Here is a 16929-nt window from a genome sequence, read left to right as displayed (position 1 = left end):
TATCTTGCTCAGCTTGCTTGTGGCCACCTTGGGCTGGTACCTGAAGCTGGCCGGGCTGGCCGGGGCCGATAGTTGCATCGTCCTCGGCACCGGCTTGGTAGTGGCGTTCTGCGCCCTGGCCCTACAGCAGCTGGTGCGCCGCCTGAATCTGCCCGTGCTGGCCCCACTGGCCTTGTTTGGCCTGGGCCTCGCCCTGCTAACTGTCGAAACGCTTGCCCAGCCTTTGTCCTGGACCGCAAGCCTCACCCTACGCCTACTGGGCGAACTACTGGCGGCCTCGGGCACCGGCTGGCTCCTGCTAAGGCTAAACCGGGTGTGGGACCAAAAGGTGGCCGCGTTGCGGCGGCTGCGGCGCACTCGCTAACTCCACTGGCTTTCAGGAAGCCAGTAACTACTGCACCGCTTCGCGCGCGAGTACCCGCTGATTGAACGAAGCCACCACGCCGGCTACTTCGGCCAGAAATTCCGGCTCGGCTTCGATGTGGTTGCCAACCACCACCACGTCGGCCCCGGCGGCCAGGGCGGCGTATACTTTCTCGCCCGTATTCAGGCCGCCACCCACGATGATGGGCGCGCTCACGGCTTCGCGCACGGCCGCAATCATGGCCGCCGATACGGGATTCTGGGCCCCGCTGCCGCCATCGAGGTACATCAGCTTCAGGCCCAGCTGCTCGCCGGCCAGGGCGGTGCAGGCCGCAATGCCGGGCTTGTTGTGCGGCATGGGCGTGGTGCCGCTCATGTAAGAAGCCGTGGTGGGCCGGCCCGAATCGACGAGCATGTAGCCGGTGGGCAACAGCTGCAGGCCACTGGCCTTGAGGCGCGGCGCGGCCACTACGTGCTGACCAATCAAAAAATCGGGGTTGCGGCCCGAGATGAGCGAGAGCAGCAGCAAGCCGTCGGCCGGGCCGTCGAGGTGCATGCTGTGGCTGGGGAACAGCAGCACCGGCACCTCAGAATGCGCTTTTATTAACGTGATGAGGGCAGCCTGGTGCGAACTAAGCACCAGGCTGCCCCCCACGAAAAAGTAGTCTACCGGATGCGCCTGGCTCAGGGCGAGCAGATGCAACAGGCTGGTTTCATCTAAGTTATCCGGGTCGAGCAATACGGCCAGCGCCTTGCGGCCGTGCTGTTGCCGGGCATGCAACGCGTCATATAGACTGGGGGGGATTGGACGCATCCGAGGAGACAGAAGGAGCAGGCGAGGCGACGGGAGAAGTCCCATTGGCGGCAGCGGCGCTACCGGGGGAAGCCGCAAGGTCGGAATTTTTGGTCGCCGGGAAAAACTCGCCCACCTTTTTTGTCACGATGGCCAAGGCTACGGCCCCCGCCTGTGCCACCAACACTTTGCCGGTGTCGGACTGCAGAAAGGACTGCAGCACCGAGCCAATCATGCGCGTGCGGGAGTTGCGCGCCGCTGTTGCCTGCACTTTGTCGCGGGCTTCCTGGTCGTCATCGAAAGCGTGCGAGGTCGGCAGCCGACGGCTGTCGTCGTAGGGCAGGTCCTCGAAAGGGTCGGCCTCAAAATCAGGGTCGGCGAAGGCACGGGCTTTGGAGGTTGCCGAGTGCTCAGCCGGCTCCGCGTGTGCATTTTTATAGGCCATCGAACCGAAACCCAGGTCGTCAGACTCGTGCTGATTCTCGTGGTGGTCTTCAAATATCTGCGCTGAGGCAGCGGCCGACTTGTGGGGCTCCGCGCTGTTGTAGCGCTTGCCGTTGGCAGCCGTGTAGTACTCGCCTTCGTGGTCGTCGTGGTCATTACCAGCCTGCTGGGCGCGCTTTTTCTTGCGCTTTTTGCTACCGAATGCTTTGGTGATAAGCCAGATGCCGCCGGCTATGCCGACACCCACCAACGCCACCTTGCCCACCACCACGGACTGCTCCTTGATGTGGTCGACGTCGCCGCGCAGGGCCCGCTCGTATTCGAGTTTTTTGCGTTCGAGAAATTCTTTTTCGTCGTCAAACAACGGATTTTGCAACTCACTCATAGCAGATTAGGCTTGGCGTTTGTCAGATTTATAGATGGTGTCCTTGAGAACTTTGTTAGCCACGCCCTGAAAGGTGGCTTTGTCGACCCCCACCAGCACCAGAATCAGCAGCAGCAGGTAGAAACCGGCCACGATGCCGAAGCCCCAGTAGTCACTATCGAGGGCAGAATTGAGGGCCAGGCCGGCGAAGATGCTGACAAAAATGACAAATAGCAACCCAAGCATGGCCAGCGTGACCCCGTGAATAGTGCCGACAAACGCGGAAGACACTTTTTGCTGCAGCTCCAGGCGCACCAGGTCGATGCGGGTGTCGAGGTAGCCGGTCAGGTTGCCAATCAGGCTGTCGTTGCGGGGTGTTTTAGAAGAGTCGTCGTCGGAGAACATACGGCGCGAGAAAGGAGTGGCGAAAAGTAAAAAAGCGGATTATTGGTCGGTCCGAATGCCACCATTGGCAGTAGCGGACTGAGCCGGTTCTACGGAAAATTCCGGCGCGTGGCTGACTTTTGTGGGGTCCTTCGTGTTTGCTGCCCAGCGTGAGTCAAAATCATTACCAAGTCCTTGGCGTAGCCCCCACTGCCGCGGCCGCCGACATCAAGCGGGCCTACCGGCAGCTGGTGGTGCGCTTCCACCCCGACAAGCACGGCGGCGACGTGCGCTACGAGGACCAGTTCAAAGCCGTGGCCGTGGCCTACGGCGTGCTGGGCGACGCCGGCAAGCGCGCTACGTATGACCACCAGCTGGCCCAGGCCACCCGCCGCGCTCAGGACACCCAGCGCCAGCAGCAGTACCGCCCCGCCTCGCAGCACGTGTACGGCGTGCCCATGCCGCCGCCCACGCCCCTGCGCACCCGCCCGCCCGCCGGGGCCCACGAGCGCCACTACCAGCGCATTCCGCAGCAGCGGGTCCGCTTCAACGCCCGCGACTGGCTGCTCACGCTACTCTTCATCGCGGGCATTGTGCTGGCCGCGCTGGCCGTGAAAGTGACCATGGACCGGGTATCGGCCAGCAGCAACTACGAAGAGGGCCTGCGCGCCTACGCCCGGGGTGACTTCTCGGCGGCCTATACTTTTATGGACGAAACGCTGCACTTCCGGCCCGACTACGCGTTCGCCCTGCAACGCCGCGGCGAGCTGGAGCTGCTTGTGCGGCACGACAGCCGGGCGGCCCGCGCCGATTTCCAGGCGGCCCTGCGGCAGCCCCTTCCCCGGCGCGTGGCCGCCACTATTCTCTACCGCCTCGGCCGCTGCGAAACGGCCCTGGGCCGCCCCGCCGCCGCCGAGCTGCGCTACACCAACGCCCTGCAGCTGGACACTACCCTCAGCGCCGCCTACCTGGCCCGTGGCAAAGCCCGCCTGCTCGACCTGCGCCAGCCCGCCCTGGCCCTGGCCGACCTGGACCAGGGAATTGCGCAGCGCCGGCGCTCCCAAACCCCTACGCCCTGGCACTACCTGCAGGTGCGGGGCGTGGCCCTCACCTCGCTGGGAGACTATGCGGCCGCCCGGGCCATGTATTTTCAGGTGTTGCAGGCCAACCCGCGCGATGGCCGCACGCACTTCCTGCTCGGCCGGCTGGCGGCCCAGACCCGCGACTCGGCAGCGGCCTGTGAGTTTTACCGCCGGGCCGTGGCGCTGGGCTACGAGTATGCCCGCCCGGCGCAGGAAGGCTGCCAATAGGACTGGCCCGAACGCAAACAACCGCCGCTGGCACGAGGCCGGCGGCGGTTGCCGTTGTTGAATTCAGTAGCTCAGAAAGCTCTACTGGGGCATCAGCACCGTGTTGACAACGTGAATAACGCCGTTGCTCTGCATTACGTTGGCGATAGTTACGGTCGAAACGCCGCCTTTCTCGTCTTTCAGCTCGATGGTTTTGCCTTTGGCCATGGCCGTGAGGGTGCCGCCGCTTACGGTTTTGAGGGTAGCCTTGCCTTTGCCGGCTTTGATGGCTTTCATCAGGTCAGCGGCAGTCATGCGGCCAGCCACTACGTGATAGGTCAGAATTTTGGTGAGGGTCGCCTTGTTCTCGGGCTTCACCAGGGTTTCTACCGTGCCGGCGGGCAGCTTATCGAAGGCAGCGTTGGTAGGCGCGAATACGGTGAAAGGACCGGCGCTGCTCAGCGTTTCTACCAGGCCCGCGGCTTTCACGGCGGCCACCAGCGTGGTGTGGTCTTTCGAGTTAACGGCGTTTTCCACGATGTTTTTCGTGGGGTACATGGCGGCACCGCCCACCATCACCGTTTTAACCTTCTGGGCCGAAACCGTGGTGAGGTTAGCAGCGCTGAACATGGCAACGAGGGCGAGGGAAAACAAAGTCTTTTTCATCGGGATAATTAAGTGGTTGTTTATTTCCTGACAACTTTATTGGCAGGTTTGTTTTGATTGATGGTCCACCTACGCCCCTACTTGTGTGAGTGGATTGCCTCGGTAGTAAAATTCCTCGATAGTAAAAGTCAGGGTAGTCGCCTTGCCATCCCGCGCATTCCGCGCATGCTGACAGACCGGGGCAAAACATTTTTCTTTTCAGACACTTGCTGCTTCATGCGCATCTTTACCCTGCTCCTTTTTCTGCTTCTCACCGTATCGGCCCGCGCCCAAAACCCCGGCACGGTGGCCGGCACCGTGCGCGACCGCGCCACCCAGGAGGCCCTGCCCGGCGTGAGCGTCACGCTGGATGGCACCAGTTTCGGCACCGCTACCGACGCCGAGGGGCGCTACCGCCTCACCGGCGTGCCAGCCGGGGCCTATAACCTGCGCGTCGCCTTCGTGGGCTACGACCCGCTGCTGCGCGCCGACATTGCCGTGAGCAGCGGCAACGTGAACACCCTCAACCTGGAAATCAACAGGGGAGCCCAGGCGCTGGGCGAAGTAACCGTGACGGCCAGCCGCGCCATTCGGGTGGCCACGGCCGAAACCCCGCTGAGCGTGCAGCGCCTCACCACCGAGGAAATAAAGAGCAACCCGGGCGGCAACTTCGACATTTCGCGGGTGGTGCAGAGCCTGCCCGGCGTGGGCGGCGGGGGCAGCGGCGGCACGGCCGGCTTCCGCAACGACATCATTATCCGGGGCGGCGCGCCGAACGAAAACGTGTATTACCTCGACGGCATTGAGGTGCCCGTCATCAACCACTTCGCCACGCAGGGCAGCGCGGGCGGCCCGGCCGGCATCCTCAATGTCAGCTTTATTGAGGACGTGACGCTGAGCAGCTCGGCCTTTCAGGCGCGGTACGACAATGCGCTGAGCTCGGTGCTGCAGTTCCGGCAGCGCGATGGCAATGCCGAGCGCATTCAGGGCAACCTGCGCACCTCGGGCACCGAGGTGGCGGCCACGCTGGAAGGGCCGCTGACGAAGAATACCACGTTTCTGGCCTCGGCCCGGCGCTCGTATTTGCAGGTGCTGTTTAAGCTGATTGACTTGCCTATCCGGCCCGATTTCTACGACTTTCAGTTTAAGACGACGACGAAGATTTCGTCCAAAACCACGCTCACCACGCTGGGCCTGGGCGCCATCGACCACTTCGAAGTCGTAGCCCCGAAGAACAGCTCGCCGAGCAAGGAATTCATCCTGCGCAACAACCCGACCATCGACCAGTGGAACTACACGGTGGGCCTGAACCTGCGCCACCTCGTAGACAACGGCTACCTGAATCTGGCCCTGAGCCGCACCCAGCAGTACGCCGCCGCCGACCAGTTCCAGTTCGGCTACGTGGGCCAGGAAGCCTTCCGCAAGCTGCGCGCCCGCACCACCGAAACCGAAAACAAGCTGCGCGCCGACGTGAACAAGCGCGTGGGCCGCTGGCAGTACAGCTACGGCGTGGTGGGCCAGCTGGTGCACTACGATAACAACCTGATAAACCGCATTCGGTCCGAGGTGCGCGATGCCAGCGGCGCGCTCGTGAGCCCGGCCGTAACGGTGCGTTTCGTCACCGATTTGGACTTTGTGCGCTACGGCGCGTTTGCCCAGGCCACCCGCACCTACGGGGCCGATAACCGCCTCAGCGTCTCGGCGGGCCTGCGGGCCGATGGCACCAGCGCCCTGCTCCAGGGCTACCGCCTCGACCGGACGCTCTCGCCCCGGGCCTCGCTGAGCTACGCCCTGCTGCCCACCCTGAACCTGAACGCCAGCATTGGGCGCTACTACAAAATCCCGCCCAGCACGCTGCTGGGCTACCGCGACCCGGCCGGCATCCGCCTGAACGAAGGCAACCGCTACATCCGCGCCGACCATTACGTGGCGGGGCTGGAGTGGCTGCCCGGCGCGGCCACCCGCTTCACGCTGGAGGGCTTTTATAAGAAGTACGCCAACTACCCGGTGAGCGTGCGCGACGGCATCAGCCTGGCCAACCTGGGGGGCGATTTCAACGCCATCGGCAACGAGGCCGTGACCAGCACCGGCAAGGGCCGCGCCTATGGGGCCGAGGCTTTTTTCCAGCAGAAGCTCAGCGGCAAGCTCTTCGCCATTGTGTCGCTCACGGCATTCCGGTCTGAGTTCACGGGCCGCGACGGCGTGTACAAGCCCACGGCCTGGGATACCCGCTTCTTGGGCTCGGCGCTGCTGGGCTACAAGCTGGGCCGGGGCTGGGAGCTGGGCGCCAAGTACCGCGTGGGCGGCGGCGGCCCCTACACGCCCTACGACGAAGCCGCCAGCCGCGCCAGCTACCAGGCCGTGGGCCAGGGCATCCTCGATTTCAGCCGCCTCAACACCCAGCGCCTGGGCTCTTTCCAGCAGCTCGACCTGCGCCTCGACAAGAAAATCAGCCTGCGCCGACTCAGCTTCGATTTTTACATCGACGTGCAGAACGCGCTGCTCACCAAGCCCGTGTCGGTGCCCACCTACACCTTCGAGCGCCTGGCCGACAACTCCGGCTACACCACCACCGACGGCCAGCCCCTGCGCCCCGATGGCAGCAACGCCGTGCCGGTTTTATTACCGGATAGCGACGCGCTGGTGGTGCCCACCATTGGGTTTATCGTGGAGTTTTAATCTTGTTTCTGAAGGTGCTACTGCCCGCGGTCGTCGGGTCCAGGCCGGATTCTGCTGCTGGCCGGCCGGCAGCCCGAAGCCAAGGCCATCTGCCAACTACCGGTTTTGGTGATAACCTGAAAAAGCAAAAACCCCATTTCCGTTATAGAAATGGGGTTTTTCGTGGCAACAGTTGTACTAAATTGGCACTATCTAAACTGACCCACCCCGACACCAAATCCCTCCAAACAAGCCATAAACAAACTTCTCAAAATCCCTTCATCCGTTAACGACAGACTAAATCCGTTAATAAAGGCCGGACTGTCCGATTTCCTGTCCGATGTCGGACACCAGTGAGTATCTTTAGAGTGGCAACTAATTCACTCTAAAACATGGCTAAAGTAACGTTTTTACTCTACAACCCAGCCGCTGATAAACCCACTCCAATCATCGCCTCCATCACTTTTGATGGCCAGCGCCATAAGGTTTACGTCGGCATCTCTCTCCTGCCCAAACAATGGGATAAGAGTGACCAAAAGGCCCTGACCCGCGGCTACGCCCACACCAACAACGGCAAGATAAACGACACGCTGGAGAATACCCGCAAGCGGCTGACGAAGTGCTACGATGACCACCGCGCTGTAGGTACGCTGCCCTCGCTGGCTACCCTGAAAAAAGTCGCCGAGCCAGTAGAAACCGCACCGGTAACTGAATCCGAAGCCGCCACTTCCGAACCTACCACCCCCGCCGGCCCCGACTTCTTCACCACCTTCTCCCAGTGGATAGAAAGCCGCAGCCTTACGCAAAGCCCAAACACCCTCCGCACCTACCGCACCTCGCTGCGTCACCTGCGCGACCTACAGCAGCTCGAAGGCTACGCCGTCGACTTCGCCACCGTGGGCAACGGCTTCGCCGAACGCTTCGCCCGCTACCTGCTCACCAAGCGCAACCTGGTCGACAGCGCCGTGCACAAGAACCTGTTTCGGCTCAAGCACTTCCTCAATTGGGCCCTCGACAATGGCTACCCCGTCATTGCCGACCCCAAGAAATTCAGCTGGCAGCACCGTGAGCCCGACATTCTCACCCTCACCCGCCAGGAAGTGCAGCGCCTCGCCGACCTCGACCTGAGCGCCCGCCCAGCACTGGATAACGCCCGCGCGCTTTTCATGCTCGGCGTCTACACCGGTCTGCGCTTCTCCGATGTCGCCGCCTTACGCCCCGAGCACATCCAGGCCGACCGCCTCCGCGTGACTACCCAGAAAACCCGCCTCACGGTCACAATACCCGTGCGCCCCGAGGCGCGCCCGCTGCTGGCCCGCGTCACCGAAGGCACCCTGCGCCCGCTGGCCAACCAGAAGCTAAACGGCCACCTCAAGGAGCTAGCCCGCCTCGCTGAAATTAACGCGCCCACCGAGCGGGTGCGCTACGCCGGCGGCCAGCGCCGCGCCACCACGGCGCCCAAGTACGAGTTTGTCACCACGCACACCGCCCGCCGCACCTTCGTCACCCTGGCCCTTGAAGCAGGAGTGCGCCCCGAGGTGGTCATGCGCATCACCGGCCACAAAAGCCTGTCGGCGTTCCGGCGCTACGTCAACATCACCGAGGACACCATGCTCGATGAGTTTTCCCGCGCCTTCGCTTAGCGCTTCTACCTCCTTTCTACCATCCTGAGCCGGCCCCCGTGGCAGCCATGCGCCAATATTCCCTCCCTTCCGATGCGCTGCCCGCCGAAGTCGGCGATGCCTATGAAAGCCTCCTACACGCGCTGAGCGACTGGCTCAGCGCGCCCGGCCCGTTCGCCTCCACCAACCTGGCCGACTACTTCGAAGAACACTTGGCCAGCTTCGATACGCCCGAAGGCCGCATCCGCTACCTGTGCCGGCTCACCCTGCAGGGTGGCATCAACGGCGAGCCCTACCCCGAAGCCGCCATTGAGCTGGTCGCGCTGCAGTCCGAATTCCGCGCTTTTCCGGACTACACCGATACCGACCTGGACCTGTTTTTCGACGAGTACTACTTCACCTGGCTGGTCGTTCGGCTCACCGAAGCCCTGTGCGAATACACCGGCCGCGCCCGCCTGCGTGGCGCGCGCGCCAGCCTCCGGGCCGAGTGGGAATCCCTGAACCTCCACCGCCAACACTACCGCCCCCACGACCCCAATACCTTGCAGCTGCTGCGCTTTCTATTTGCCGTGCTGGTGCCCTTTGCTCAAAACAGCCGCATCCGCAGCGTCCGGAGCGTGGCCGAAGAAGTGATGCAAAACGCCCAGCGCCTGGCTGCCGCCAAGCCCCCAGGCGCGGCCCCCGTGCCCCTTTCCTCCAACGTGGCCACGCTGTGCTCCGGCAGCTTCAAGCCCGCCGACCTCCGCGACTTGCTCACCTCCTTGGGCGTACTCGACGCTGATACCGGCCACTGGCACCTCGGTGAGCTCAAAGGCAAAGCCGCCGCGCCCCTCAGTGCCTTCCCCGCCGCCTACCGGGCCCTGTTCGAAGCCAAGCTCATGCTCTTCGCCGACGCCCCCGTCTACCGAAAGGCCTTCGAGGAAGAATTCCGCGTCAGATTCAGTGACCGCCTGGCCACCTTTAAAGACGGCAGCGGTAGCGCCCGCTTTCAGGACTACCTGGTCGAAGCCCGCCGCTGGATTACCATCTGGAAAGCCAACCACTAGCTTTTCATGCGGGCCACCCACCCTTTCATGCGGACTTCGTGCGCGTTTCATGCCGACGATTGAACCCGCATGAAAGCTGAACTCCCTTTGTGTCGTCGCTGGCTAACAACCCCAGCAACGCCTAAAATGGAGCCTTTCATCCTTAGCCCCGTCCCCTACGCCCAGCTGCTGGAGGACATGCGCGCCATCATCCGGCACGAAACCGCCCAGCGTCCCGCTACCCCAGCTCCGACCGAAGCCAGCACTTCCGACTTGCTCACCGTCCAGGAAGCCGCCGAGCTGCTCGACGTCTGCCCCCAAACCATCCACGAGTGGAAGCGCCGTGGCCTGCTCACCTACCACAAGATGGGCCGCCGCACCTACCTCAAGCAGGCCGAAGTACTGGCTGCCCTGCAAAGCGAAAAGCGCACGGTCAAGCCCGGCGCTAAAAGCCGGTAGCCATGCGCCCCATTCGCCCCATTACTGCCCGCGCAGCTGCGCCGCGTTGTGCGTGCTTTCCTCCAGAAAGCGCCTCACCTCGTGGTAGTCGTGGCCCAGCAGCTCAATCACTTCCTGGAGCCGCTCCATGGTTTGCACCGTCTTGTCCAGCGGCCGGGCCGGGATGCTGGTCGAGAGGTAGCCCCGCACCATCCACAGCTGCTGAATATCAGCCACCGGCAGCCGGTAAGGCTCGTAGCCCGGGTTGTCGGAGTGCAGCTCAAACGACTCGTCAGCATCCGTAATAATCGTGCTGATGCGCTTGAGCAGCAGGTTTTCCGACGTCACAATCACGTAGCACTCCCACGGCTTCAGCAAGTCCTTGCGGTCCACTACGCTGCACACCACAATGTCCTTGTGCCCAAACGTCGGGCTCATGCTGGTACCCGACACCTCAAAGGCCCGGTACGTGCCCCACTCAAACCCCGGCAGGTGGTAGGGGTGCATGTCCTGCAGATACACCGCCTCGTTGCACAGCGACGGGTACCCGGCCTGCGCCGTCAGCGGCACCAGCAGCGTGTTTTCCTTGCCTACCCGGTCCACCGTCACGGTCAGCACCTTGAAGTTGCCCAGGTTCTTCCAGGCGTCTGAGCTCGGCTTGCTTTCTGCCGCTTTTGCCCCAGCCACCGGCGGCACCGCGACACCGTGCACCATCGGCCCCCGGCCCATTACCAGCCAGTCCGCCGACAGTTCCGGCCATACCTCCAGCATCTGCGTCAGCGTGTCGAAACCCGGCTTGGCGTCGCCGCTCAGCAGCTTGTATATTTTTCCACTTTTCTCATCTCCCATTTTCACCGCTGCCTGCCTGGCAGTCAACTGATAATGCTCCAACACTTGTTGCAAACGCTGGCTTACGTGGGCCGTGGGTTCCATAGTCTTAGTCATTTAATACACCAGATGCGCGGCCATTCGCGTATGTTTGTACACACTTCGCTGCCTTTTACCAGACAAATGTACTAAATTACAAACAAAATGGAACAGATTACCAATAACCGGCAAACAAAAGATAATAACGAGCAAACACCGACCCTGTTTCAGGTCTACAAAAAGCTCGGCGAACGCAACCGCGCCGCCAAGAAAGTAGTCGAGCGCCTGGCCTCAACAGGCACCGTAGTAGCCATCAGCACAGTCTACAACGTCATCTACGGCCGCTCCAGCCGGGCCGACATCACCGAACAGTTCCTCAACGTGGCCACCGAGATGCTCGCCCACACCAAGGACCTGCAGGCCCGCACCGCCGCCCTGGCGTCGGCCGAATGATAGTTCTGGCCTCTCCACCCCCGCCATGAACTTCATCCGCCACATCCGCACGGCCTTCGAGCTGCTGGCGACCCGCACCGATGCCACCCCGCACCACGTCAGCCTGTACGTGGCCCTGTTCACCCAATGGAACGAGGAGCGGTTTCCCGAGTCCGTCATGCTGGTGCGGGCCGAAGTCATGCAGGCCGCCCACATCGGCAGCCCCAGCACCTACCTCAAGTGTCTGCGCGAACTGTCTGCCTACGGCCTCATCACCTACCTGCCGTCCAAGTCCGAGCACCGCCCCAGCCGGTGCCTCATGCACGAGTTGCAACCCGCCCAGCCTGCACCAGAAATGGCCCAAGCTCCGAACTCAACCCAGCCCGCAGCTAGCCCCAAAAGTGTCGCAAGCACTAACCCCAAAAGTGGGGCAAGCAGTGTAGCAAGCCGTGGTAAAGCCGTAGTCTCTTTTGATAAACAGGTAGAAACTACAGGAAACAAAAACAAACCCGTTCTATCAATCAAACTGGATGAGGCGGCAGCTGAAAAAAAAGAAGGCTTTGCTTTCTCCCCAACGAGTCAGCTTTCAGAGCCCGACGATTCCGAGCTGACCGCCCAGGAGCCACCCCCTAATGCCGCCGCGCATCAAGCGGGCCGAGTTGCGCGAAAAGGAAAGGCCCCCGCCCGCCCCCAGCGCCCCGAAATCCCTTTCACCGAATCCGACCTCGCCGACCTCCCGGCTTTCATGGCCGCCTTCGACGGCACCGACTACGCGCTGGCCGACCTGCGCTTCTACCACGAGAAAATCCTGAACTGGCGGCAAAAGGGCGAAGTGCCCCGCCGGCGCGATTGGCTCGCCACCTCCAAGCAATTCTTCCTCAACGATGTCGCCGAAAATCGCCTTAAGCTCGCCCCCGGCGTCCAGTCCTACCAGCCTGGCGCTACCTACGCCGACACCGGAATCCCAACTACTGGCTACCGTTCAAGTCGTTGGGATTAGCGCCCTGGCCCGCAGCAGCACCCCCGAGCTGCGCGAGATGCTGGCCGACATCAGCATCGGCCTCACCAAAGCCCAGGCCTTCAGCGCCCCCAAAATCTTCCAGCTCACCCACCGCCTCGGCGAGCGCGAAGTGGTCAAGCTGCTGGTGGTCGTCCTGCGCGCCTTCGTCGACTCGCTCCGCGTGAAGGAAAAGCCCGATGCCGCCGACCTCATCGAGCTGGCCAGCACCCTGGCCACCACCTACACCCACGACAGCCTCAAAGACATCATCCTGGCCCTGAAAGAAGCCCGCACCAGCGGCCACAACTTCTTCCAGGCCCTCGACGTGAGCACCCTCTACCGCCTCATCTCCGAGTACTTCGACCGCAAAGCCCAGTACCTCGAACACCGCCACCTCGACCAGAAGGCCACCGGTGCCGGCACCGAAGCCACCACGGTGCAGCTGCTCGGTCAGGCCGCCCCCCGCATGCTCGAGCACGTGGCCCAGCAGATTCCCGCCGACCACCCCAACGCCGCCGCCCTCCGCCACAAGCTCACCATCACCAAGGGCCGCGAGGCCCGTGGCCTCATCACCCCCGAGCAGGCCGCCCAGCAGCGCGCCGAAGCCCGCCAGGCCATCCAGCGCAACCCCCGCCCCGACTGGCAGCCCACCCCCGAAGCCCAGGAGCACATGACCCAGCGCCACCGCCGCGAAGAAAAAGCCCTGCTCGAACGCTACCGCACTCCCAACCCCTAGCCCCGCCATGGCCCTCGCCCGCAAGCACGACCAGCTGCCCCTCGACCTCGGCCAGCTCTACGCCGCCGACATCACCGGCGCCATCCTGGCCTTCCTCACCCACCACGGCTACACCGTCTGGCGCCAGAACACCACCGGCCTCTACGACGCCGCCAAAGCCCGCTGGCGCGTCAACCCCCAATCCCGCCGCGGCGTCCCCGACATCATCGGCTTTCGCAACCGCGACGGCGTCTTCATCGGCGTCGAAGTCAAAGCCGGCCGCGACCAGCTCCGCGACGACCAGCGCACCTTCCTCACCGAGCTCAAAGCCGCCTACGGCCTGGCCTTCGTCGCCCACGACTTTGCCCAGTTCCAGCAGTCCTTCGAAAGCCGCGGCCTGCATCATTCTCAGAATTGACGTGCCAGGCAGGCCCATTGCGTACTTTTGGGCTGCCGTTCCGTTGCCCATGTCCGCCCATCGCCTGCTTCGTCTGCTTCTTCTGTTGCTTGGTAGCTTCTACCTCAACACGGTTTGCCAGACCGATGCCGAAGATGCCCGCGCCTACCACGCCCGCGGAATTGCCGAGTACGTTGCCGCCCCCACCGAAATAACGGTAACGGCCCCGGTGGCCCGGCCCAAGGCTCCCCGCTTCCGGCCGGCAGCCGTTCGCCGCGGCACTCCCGCCCAGCAGCGACTAGCGGCCCAACCTTGGCCCGGCCCGTCCCCAATCCCTCCCCGCGCCAAACGCTGGCTGTGGTGCTCGGTGCTGCAGGTCTGACAACAACTTTTTGCTTCCGCACCGGCCACGGGTTGCCCCCGTAGCCGGCCCCGCAATGGTTGTTCGTTTTCCGGACGCTGGCCGTCCCTTCCTGTTATGAAATTTCTGTTTTCCCTGGCGCTGCTGTCAAGCAGCGCCTTCGCCGCCGTGGCCCAAAGCCCGCTGCGCGTGCTCGTGCGCGACGAGCGCACCCACCAGCCCCTGCCCGGCGTCACCGTTGCCGTTCCGGCCCTCAATACCGGCGCGGCCACCGACGCCACCGGCCAGGTCACCCTGCCCAACTTGCCCGCTGGCGTGGTCACCGTGCAGTTTTCCAGCCTCGGCTACGATTCAGCCAGCCGCACCTTCACCCTGCCCCAAACCGGCGAAGCCCCCGCCCTCATCGAACTCGAACCCAACAGCCTCGAACTGCAGGGCGTGGTGGTCGAGGCCACCCGCACCAACTCCCGCATCGAGGACGTGCCCGTGCGCATCGACGTCATCGACGAGGAAGAAGTGCACGAAGAAGCCAGCATGCGCCCCGCCAACGTGGCCATGCTCCTGGTCGAGGCCAGCGGCGTTCAGCCCCAGTTTACCTCCGCCAACGCCGGCAGCATGGCCTTCCGCATCCAGGGCCTGGACGGCCGCTACACCCAGATTCTCAAGGACGGCTTCCCGCTCTTCGGCGGTTTCTCCCAAGGATTGAGCCTGGTCCAGATTCCGCCCCTGGATTTGCGCCAGGTCGAAATCATCAAGGGGGCCTCGTCGGCCCTCTACGGCGGCGACGCCATCGCCGGCCTCGTCAACCTCGTCAGCAAAACGCCTACCGAAAAGCCGGAGCTCAACGTGCTACTCAACCAAACCAACAAGGGCGGGCGCGACCTCACCGGCTTCTACACCGGTCGCTCGGCCAAGCTCGGCCTCACGCTGCTGGCCACCCAAAACACCCAGGACGCCCGCGACGTGAGCGGCGACCAGTTTTCCGACCTGCCCCAGGTGCAGGCCACCACCGTCACCCCGCGCCTCTACTATTACGCCACCGACTCCACCACGCTATCGGCCGGCCTCACGGCCACCGTCGAAACCCGCGCCGGCGGTTACCTGCCCGCCCTCGACAACCCCGCCACGGCAGGCTACACCGAGCGCAACCGCTCCGAGCGCTACAACACCCAGCTGCGCCTCGACTCCCACGTGGGCCGCAGCCGCCTGCTCACCCTCAAAAACAGCGTTAGCTCCTTTGCCCGCCGCCTGCAGGCCGGCGACACCTACTTCGCCGGCCGCCAGCTGTCTACCTATTCTGAGGCTTCCTTTCTCGTGCCCGCCGGCCGCCACCGGACCGTGGCCGGCGCCAACCTGCTCACCGACGACTTCCGCGAAACCAGCGCCCCGGCCCTCGGGGCCCGCGACTACCAGTACCAGACCGTGGGCCTGTTCCTGCAGGACGACTGGAAGCTGCGCAACGACCTCACCCTGCAGGCCGGGCTGCGCACCGACTACCAGCGCCCCTACGGCCTGTTTGTGTTGCCCCGCGTTTCCGCTCTCTACAAGCCCGCGCCCTGGCTGAGCGTGCGCGCCGGCGGCGGCTTCGGCTACAAGCCCCCCACGGTGTTCAGCAGCACCACCGAACAGCGCGCCTACGTCAACGTGCGCCCCCTCGACCCGGCCCGGCTGCAGGCCGAAACCTCCCGCGGCCTCAACGCCGACTTCACCCTGCGCGGCCGCTTCGACGAGCTCAACGTCTCCTTCAACCAAGCGGTGTTCCTCACCGAGCTGTCCCACCCCCTCATCGCCGACCCGGCGCAATTCGCCCAAGGCATCACCGCTTTCGTCAACGCGCCCACCCCCGTCCGGGCCCGCGGCCTCGAAACCAACCTGCGGCTGAGCGTCGACGAGTTCCAATTCCTGGCCGCCTACACCCTCACCGACACCCGCCAGACCTACGACCCCACCCAGCCCGCCGAGCTGCCCTTTGTGTCGCGCCACCGCCTGGTGCTCACCACCACCTTCGAAGAAGAGCAAAACTTCCGCGTGGCCCTCGAAGCCTTCTACAATGGCCCGCAGTACCTCGGCGAAGGCACCCGCCAGGGCCGCGGCTTCTGGATATGCGGAGCCCTGGCCGAAAAGATATTTGCCCCCCACTTTTCCGTGGTGCTCAACGTGGAGAACCTGTTTGACGTGCGCCAGACCCGCTTTGAGCAAGTAGTGTCGGGCCCCATCACCCAGCCCACCTTTCGCCCGCTCTACGCCCCCCTCGATGGCTTTGTGGGCAACTTCGCCCTGAAAATCAGCCTCTGAACCCCAGCCGCTTTTCTCCGTTCCTGTCCTTCCACCAATCCTCCTTTTCCATGTCCGACAACCTCCAAGACCGCGGCCCCGCCGACCGTGCCCGCGTCAACGTCCACGAAGCCCACGAAGTCCGCTACTGGACCCAGAAGTTCAACTGCTCCGCCGAGCTGCTCCGCGCCGCCGTCGCCAAAGCCGGCGTCCTGGCCGATGCCGTGGACCGGGAGCTACGCAACCGTGCCGCTTAGCTTGCCGTCAACCCAGCATCTTCCTGTCTACACCTCGAAGAAAGCCCTTTCCTTACCGAAAGGGCTTTCTGTTACCCATGGCCCCGGCAAAGCCGCGAAAGCGTAAAACGGCCATACATTTGGCAACCCACCACGCCCCCCCCGGCGCAGCCCCCCGTTCCCTTCCCCTCGTTAATGACCCCTGCTTCTCCCAGGCTGTACTTCGAAAACGCCGTTGGCCGCCTCTACGCGCACCCCGACGGCTACGCCCTTTTGCGGTTCAGCCCTGGCAAGCGCAAATTGTCCGAGTTGCAGGGCCTGCTCAGTAATATGCGCAGTTTGTTAGAATTCAACCGCTGGCACCGCTTCCTGACCGACCAACGCCTGCTGGCTCCCTTGACGCCTGAGGAAGTAGCCTGGATAGTGGACCATTGGCACGACACCGCCGCCCAGCACCCGGCCGGGCTATACGGTGCCGTCGTCATGGCCCAGGATGTTTTCACCCGCCTCGCCATGGGCCAGATTGTGCAGCAGGCCAACACCGCTTCCATGCATTTCCGCCGCTTCGAAACCGAAGCCGAAGCGACGGCTTGGCTCGGGCAGGTCGGGTAGCGTCTTCGCG

The 16929-nt window shown here is 63.6% G+C and carries 19 protein-coding genes; 14 read left to right on the top strand and 5 right to left on the bottom strand.

All coding sequences use genetic code 11. The features are described from left to right. Positions 1 to 4: 4 nt before the first annotated feature. Entirely contained in the window at positions 5 to 364 is a 360-nt protein-coding gene (locus tag ABD819_RS01700; RefSeq protein ID WP_345120280.1) for a hypothetical protein, read from the top strand. Between the two features lie 27 nt (positions 365 to 391). Here ABD819_RS01700 and ABD819_RS01695 read toward each other — a convergent pair whose 3' ends face one another. From ABD819_RS01695 to ABD819_RS01685, 3 genes are read right to left on the bottom strand one after another with little or no spacing between them, the layout of a single operon-like run. Continuing rightward, positions 392 to 1177 carry a geranylgeranylglyceryl/heptaprenylglyceryl phosphate synthase gene (locus ABD819_RS01695; protein WP_345120277.1) on the bottom strand — a complete coding sequence of 262 codons (786 nt, stop codon included), beginning with the start codon at positions 1175 to 1177 and terminating at the stop codon, positions 392 to 394. After that, on the bottom strand, positions 1149 to 1985 hold the full coding sequence (locus ABD819_RS01690) for a hypothetical protein (RefSeq protein ID WP_345120275.1): 837 nt from the start codon (positions 1983 to 1985) through the stop codon (positions 1149 to 1151). Before ABD819_RS01690 ends, ABD819_RS01695 begins: the two co-directional genes overlap by 29 nt. A gap of 6 nt (positions 1986 to 1991) precedes the next feature. After that, complete coding sequence (locus tag ABD819_RS01685) at positions 1992 to 2369, bottom strand: phage holin family protein (protein ID WP_345120273.1); 378 nt, start codon at positions 2367 to 2369, stop codon at positions 1992 to 1994. A gap of 149 nt (positions 2370 to 2518) precedes the next feature. Between ABD819_RS01685 and ABD819_RS01680 the strand changes: the two genes are divergently transcribed. Next, a complete protein-coding gene (locus ABD819_RS01680) occupies positions 2519 to 3658 on the top strand; it encodes a J domain-containing protein (RefSeq protein ID WP_345120271.1) in 1140 nt (379 codons plus the stop codon). A gap of 81 nt (positions 3659 to 3739) precedes the next feature. Here the strand turns inward: ABD819_RS01680 and ABD819_RS01675 are convergent, their stop codons facing one another. Continuing rightward, positions 3740 to 4303 (bottom strand): fasciclin domain-containing protein, encoded by a 564-nt coding sequence (locus ABD819_RS01675; RefSeq protein ID WP_345120269.1) that lies wholly within the window; start codon positions 4301 to 4303, stop codon positions 3740 to 3742. A gap of 216 nt (positions 4304 to 4519) precedes the next feature. Between ABD819_RS01675 and ABD819_RS01670 the strand changes: the two genes are divergently transcribed. From ABD819_RS01670 to ABD819_RS01655, 4 genes are all read left to right on the top strand, one after another. Next, entirely contained in the window at positions 4520 to 6961 is a 2442-nt protein-coding gene (locus ABD819_RS01670; protein ID WP_345120267.1) for a TonB-dependent receptor, read from the top strand. A gap of 371 nt (positions 6962 to 7332) precedes the next feature. After that, on the top strand, positions 7333 to 8583 hold the full coding sequence (locus ABD819_RS01665; protein WP_345120265.1) for a site-specific integrase: 1251 nt from the start codon (positions 7333 to 7335) through the stop codon (positions 8581 to 8583). A gap of 47 nt (positions 8584 to 8630) precedes the next feature. Then, positions 8631 to 9608, top strand: coding sequence for a hypothetical protein (locus ABD819_RS01660; protein ID WP_345120262.1), 978 nt, complete (start codon positions 8631 to 8633; stop codon positions 9606 to 9608). A gap of 126 nt (positions 9609 to 9734) precedes the next feature. Further along, positions 9735 to 10046: a helix-turn-helix domain-containing protein gene (locus ABD819_RS01655; RefSeq protein ID WP_345120260.1), complete on the top strand. Its 312-nt coding sequence runs from the start codon at positions 9735 to 9737 to the stop codon at positions 10044 to 10046. Positions 10047 to 10067: 21 nt separating this feature from the next. On the opposite strand, the gene ABD819_RS01650 is transcribed toward ABD819_RS01655, so the two are convergent. Beyond that, positions 10068 to 10970: a S24 family peptidase gene (locus ABD819_RS01650; RefSeq protein WP_345120258.1), complete on the bottom strand. Its 903-nt coding sequence runs from the start codon at positions 10968 to 10970 to the stop codon at positions 10068 to 10070. Positions 10971 to 11057: 87 nt separating this feature from the next. Between ABD819_RS01650 and ABD819_RS01645 the strand changes: the two genes are divergently transcribed. The 8 genes from ABD819_RS01645 (at position 11058) to ABD819_RS01610 (ending at position 16919) form a co-directional block, all read left to right on the top strand. Beyond that, positions 11058 to 11345 carry a hypothetical protein gene (locus ABD819_RS01645; RefSeq protein WP_345120256.1) on the top strand — a complete coding sequence of 96 codons (288 nt, stop codon included), beginning with the start codon at positions 11058 to 11060 and terminating at the stop codon, positions 11343 to 11345. A gap of 25 nt (positions 11346 to 11370) precedes the next feature. Then, positions 11371 to 12324 carry a hypothetical protein gene (locus tag ABD819_RS01640; protein ID WP_345120254.1) on the top strand — a complete coding sequence of 318 codons (954 nt, stop codon included), beginning with the start codon at positions 11371 to 11373 and terminating at the stop codon, positions 12322 to 12324. Then, positions 12209 to 13060 carry a hypothetical protein gene (locus ABD819_RS01635; protein WP_345120252.1) on the top strand — a complete coding sequence of 284 codons (852 nt, stop codon included), beginning with the start codon at positions 12209 to 12211 and terminating at the stop codon, positions 13058 to 13060. Before ABD819_RS01640 ends, ABD819_RS01635 begins: the two co-directional genes overlap by 116 nt. A gap of 7 nt (positions 13061 to 13067) precedes the next feature. Then, complete coding sequence (locus tag ABD819_RS01630; RefSeq protein WP_345120250.1) at positions 13068 to 13457, top strand: VRR-NUC domain-containing protein; 390 nt, start codon at positions 13068 to 13070, stop codon at positions 13455 to 13457. Between the two features lie 49 nt (positions 13458 to 13506). Beyond that, positions 13507 to 13818 carry a hypothetical protein gene (locus ABD819_RS01625; protein ID WP_345120248.1) on the top strand — a complete coding sequence of 104 codons (312 nt, stop codon included), beginning with the start codon at positions 13507 to 13509 and terminating at the stop codon, positions 13816 to 13818. A gap of 96 nt (positions 13819 to 13914) precedes the next feature. Next, positions 13915 to 16092 (top strand): TonB-dependent receptor, encoded by a 2178-nt coding sequence (locus ABD819_RS01620; RefSeq protein ID WP_345120246.1) that lies wholly within the window; start codon positions 13915 to 13917, stop codon positions 16090 to 16092. 50 nt (positions 16093 to 16142) lie between these two features. Then, positions 16143 to 16328, top strand: a complete 186-nt coding sequence (locus ABD819_RS01615) for a DUF3606 domain-containing protein (protein ID WP_345120244.1) — start codon at positions 16143 to 16145, stop codon at positions 16326 to 16328. A 174-nt stretch (positions 16329 to 16502) separates the two neighbouring features. After that, positions 16503 to 16919 (top strand): hypothetical protein, encoded by a 417-nt coding sequence (locus ABD819_RS01610; RefSeq protein ID WP_345120242.1) that lies wholly within the window; start codon positions 16503 to 16505, stop codon positions 16917 to 16919. The last annotated feature ends 10 nt before the right edge of the window (positions 16920 to 16929 follow it).

It is taken from the genome of Hymenobacter antarcticus, assembly GCF_039539545.1.
GTDB lineage: Bacteria > Bacteroidota > Bacteroidia > Cytophagales > Hymenobacteraceae > Hymenobacter > Hymenobacter antarcticus.
Note: the sequence above shows the minus strand (reverse complement) of the source record. Positions and strands in the feature narration are given on the sequence as shown.

Excerpts from the sequence above, each read along its gene's own strand:
- ABD819_RS01695 (WP_345120277.1), bottom strand. The coding sequence starts at position 1,177 with ATGCGTCCAATCCCCCCCAGTCTATATGACGCGTTGCATGCCCGGCAA.
- ABD819_RS01690 (WP_345120275.1), bottom strand. The coding sequence starts at position 1,985 with ATGAGTGAGTTGCAAAATCCGTTGTTTGACGACGAAAAAGAATTTCTC.
- ABD819_RS01685 (WP_345120273.1), bottom strand. The coding sequence starts at position 2,369 with ATGTTCTCCGACGACGACTCTTCTAAAACACCCCGCAACGACAGCCTG.
- ABD819_RS01675 (WP_345120269.1), bottom strand. The coding sequence starts at position 4,303 with ATGAAAAAGACTTTGTTTTCCCTCGCCCTCGTTGCCATGTTCAGCGCT.
- ABD819_RS01670 (WP_345120267.1), top strand. The coding sequence starts at position 4,520 with ATGCGCATCTTTACCCTGCTCCTTTTTCTGCTTCTCACCGTATCGGCC.
- ABD819_RS01665 (WP_345120265.1), top strand. The coding sequence starts at position 7,333 with ATGGCTAAAGTAACGTTTTTACTCTACAACCCAGCCGCTGATAAACCC.
- ABD819_RS01660 (WP_345120262.1), top strand. The coding sequence starts at position 8,631 with ATGCGCCAATATTCCCTCCCTTCCGATGCGCTGCCCGCCGAAGTCGGC.
- ABD819_RS01655 (WP_345120260.1), top strand. The coding sequence starts at position 9,735 with ATGGAGCCTTTCATCCTTAGCCCCGTCCCCTACGCCCAGCTGCTGGAG.
- ABD819_RS01650 (WP_345120258.1), bottom strand. The coding sequence starts at position 10,970 with ATGACTAAGACTATGGAACCCACGGCCCACGTAAGCCAGCGTTTGCAA.
- ABD819_RS01645 (WP_345120256.1), top strand. The coding sequence starts at position 11,058 with ATGGAACAGATTACCAATAACCGGCAAACAAAAGATAATAACGAGCAA.
- ABD819_RS01640 (WP_345120254.1), top strand. The coding sequence starts at position 11,371 with ATGAACTTCATCCGCCACATCCGCACGGCCTTCGAGCTGCTGGCGACC.
- ABD819_RS01635 (WP_345120252.1), top strand. The coding sequence starts at position 12,209 with ATGTCGCCGAAAATCGCCTTAAGCTCGCCCCCGGCGTCCAGTCCTACC.
- ABD819_RS01630 (WP_345120250.1), top strand. The coding sequence starts at position 13,068 with ATGGCCCTCGCCCGCAAGCACGACCAGCTGCCCCTCGACCTCGGCCAG.
- ABD819_RS01625 (WP_345120248.1), top strand. The coding sequence starts at position 13,507 with ATGTCCGCCCATCGCCTGCTTCGTCTGCTTCTTCTGTTGCTTGGTAGC.
- ABD819_RS01620 (WP_345120246.1), top strand. The coding sequence starts at position 13,915 with ATGAAATTTCTGTTTTCCCTGGCGCTGCTGTCAAGCAGCGCCTTCGCC.
- ABD819_RS01615 (WP_345120244.1), top strand. The coding sequence starts at position 16,143 with ATGTCCGACAACCTCCAAGACCGCGGCCCCGCCGACCGTGCCCGCGTC.
- ABD819_RS01610 (WP_345120242.1), top strand. The coding sequence starts at position 16,503 with ATGACCCCTGCTTCTCCCAGGCTGTACTTCGAAAACGCCGTTGGCCGC.